The organism is Rickettsia endosymbiont of Proechinophthirus fluctus, from assembly GCF_001602635.1.
Taxonomy (GTDB): domain Bacteria; phylum Pseudomonadota; class Alphaproteobacteria; order Rickettsiales; family Rickettsiaceae; genus Rickettsia; species Rickettsia rickettsii.
This window is the reverse complement of the sequence record NZ_LECS01000001.1, coordinates 183,230-185,532: the sequence shown is the minus strand read 5'-3', so window position 1 is coordinate 185,532 and position 2,303 is coordinate 183,230. Positions and strand designations below refer to the sequence as shown.

Genomic DNA, 2,303 nt, shown 5'->3' with positions numbered 1-2,303 from the left:
CTCGTGAGCATAGCCTGATTTATCTTGTAAATCCTCCTGTAATTCCGGTGAAACAAACTTAGCTCCTAAGCTTTCTACCTGCTCTTTGGTAGCAGCTCTTACATCATATCCTGCAACAATGCTACCAAGCCTTTTTGCCGTTGCAATAGCTTGAAGACCGGCAACACCGATACCAAGCACTAAAGTTTTACACGGTGAAATCGTCCCTGCTGCCGTCATCATCATAGGAAAAGCCCTTGTATAATGATAGCTTGCTTCAATTACCGCTCTATAGCCTACTAAGTTACTTTGAGAAGATAAAGCGTCCATATTTTGAGCTTTAGTAATTCTCGGCACAAACTCCATAGCAAAAGTCGTAAGGTTTTTTTTAGCTGCCGCTTTTATATATTCATGATTTAAATAAGGCGATAATAATCCTACAATAATTGCTCCTTTTTTTGCAAATTCAAGCTCGCTATATTTATCCGTAACGGATGAAGGTTGCACTTTTAATATAATATCAGCATCAGAAATAATTTCGAGTGGTACCGAAGATATTTTAGCACCTAGAGCAACATATTCTTCATCAAGAAAACCGGCATGAAGCCCTATATCTTTTTCTACCATAACCGTATAACCTTTTTTGACTAGCAATCCTGCTACTTCAGGAGTTATTACGGCTCGTGTTTCATGCTTGGCTTTTTCTTTTAAAGCAACGATTTTCATAAATACTAATTATATTTTGCATTAACTGAATACATAAGGTATTTTAAACATAATTAAAAATATAAAACAACGAAAATGAAAAAAATATTTTTTCTAATCATTATTTATCTTTTTGTGAATTCAAGCTTAGCATTTGGGGCAGATAATAAAACAGCTATTTCGGAGCTCAAAACTTATCTACGTAAGATAAAATCGGTTGCGATAGATTTTACTCAAGAAGATTCGTACGGTAAAATAGTTAAAGGAAAATTACTGATCCATAAACCTTATAATTTTAGATGTAATTATTATCCTCCTTTCCCTTTAGTTATAATAGGTACTAAAAATTTCGTATCGATGTATGATTATGATATGGAGCAAGTAAGTCGTATTAATAGAAGCGAAAATACATTTAATTTTTTATTAGAAGATAATGAACATTTTGACAAGGATTTTGTTTTTGAAGCGGTAATTAACGCAAGAAATATTTCTAAAATTACTATCTATCATACTCTAACGGAAAAACGTAGCGAAATTACTTTTAATAAAGCTACTCAACAAATTGAAGCATTAAAAATATTTGAAGATAATAATATAGTCACTATTACTTTTGATAAAATAGCTAAAGTACAAAAATTTTCCGATGATTTGTTTAAAATAAAAAACCCTGAAATATTCGGTCCTCCTAAAAGATTAACAAAATCGGAAATAGAAAAAAAATATATTGTTTCTTAAAAATAAACAGGTTATGTTAATTATGCTAGTAGTGGGCATTGTACCTGTTTAGTCGGTCAGGTCTGAAAGGAAGCAGCCAGAGTGGGATTCGATGGGTCATTACTAGCATTATTCTAATTTTGATGTCATTAAGGCGGCTCGTTTTATGTCATTCCCGCGAAAGCAGGAATTCTCAGTAAAACATATACAAAATAAATTTTTTATAAAGTCTTATAACTATCGTGCTAGATATAAATTCATCAAATCAATATATTCCTTTTGCAAGGAAATATCGTCCTAGTAACTTTGCCGAGCTTCAGGGGCAAGAGGTATTAGTCAAAGTTTTAAGCTATACTATTTTAAACGATAGGCTCGCCGGAGGCTATCTTTTAACAGGTATTAGAGGAGTCGGTAAAACTACTTCCGCCCGAATTATTGCTAAAGCCGTCAACTGTTCTGCTTTAATTACCGAAAATACGACTATTAAAACATGCGAGCAATGTACGAATTGCATCAGCTTTAATAATCATAATCACCCTGATATAATCGAAATTGATGCGGCAAGTAAAACTAGCGTAGATGACATACGTAGAATTATAGAATCCGCCGAATATAAGCCCCTACAAGGTAAGCATAAAATCTTCATTATTGATGAGGTGCATATGCTCTCTAAAGGGGCATTTAATGCACTTCTTAAGACACTGGAAGAACCACCACCTCATATAATATTTATCTTTGCAACGACGGAAGTACAAAAGATACCTGCAACTATTATCTCAAGATGTCAACGTTATGATTTAAGGCGGTTGAGTTTTGAAGAGATTTTTAAGCTACTTGAATATATAACTAAGCAAGAAAATTTAAAAACCGATATAGAAGCACTAAGAATTATAGCTTACAAATCG

The 2,303-nt window shown here is 33.1% G+C and carries 1 protein-coding gene, 1 other RNA gene and 2 pseudogenes; 3 read left to right on the top strand and 1 reads right to left on the bottom strand.

Annotated features, from left to right (window positions below; genetic code table 11):
* A pseudogene (locus BG75_RS09325) lies at positions 1-705 on the bottom strand (NAD(P)(+) transhydrogenase (Re/Si-specific) subunit alpha); the annotation flags it as partial.
* Positions 706-780: 75 nt separating this feature from the next.
* Here BG75_RS09325 and BG75_RS00995 point away from each other — a divergent pair.
* The 3 genes and pseudogenes from BG75_RS00995 to dnaX all read left to right on the top strand — a co-directional run.
* A complete protein-coding gene (locus BG75_RS00995) occupies positions 781-1,419 on the top strand; it encodes an outer-membrane lipoprotein carrier protein LolA (protein ID WP_062811103.1) in 639 nt (212 codons plus the stop codon).
* Between the two features lie 20 nt (positions 1,420-1,439).
* An RNA gene (gene ffs / locus BG75_RS00990) (signal recognition particle sRNA small type) lies at positions 1,440-1,533 on the top strand.
* A 107-nt stretch (positions 1,534-1,640) separates the two neighbouring features.
* A pseudogene (gene dnaX, locus BG75_RS09320) lies at positions 1,641-2,303 on the top strand (DNA polymerase III subunit gamma/tau); the annotation flags it as partial.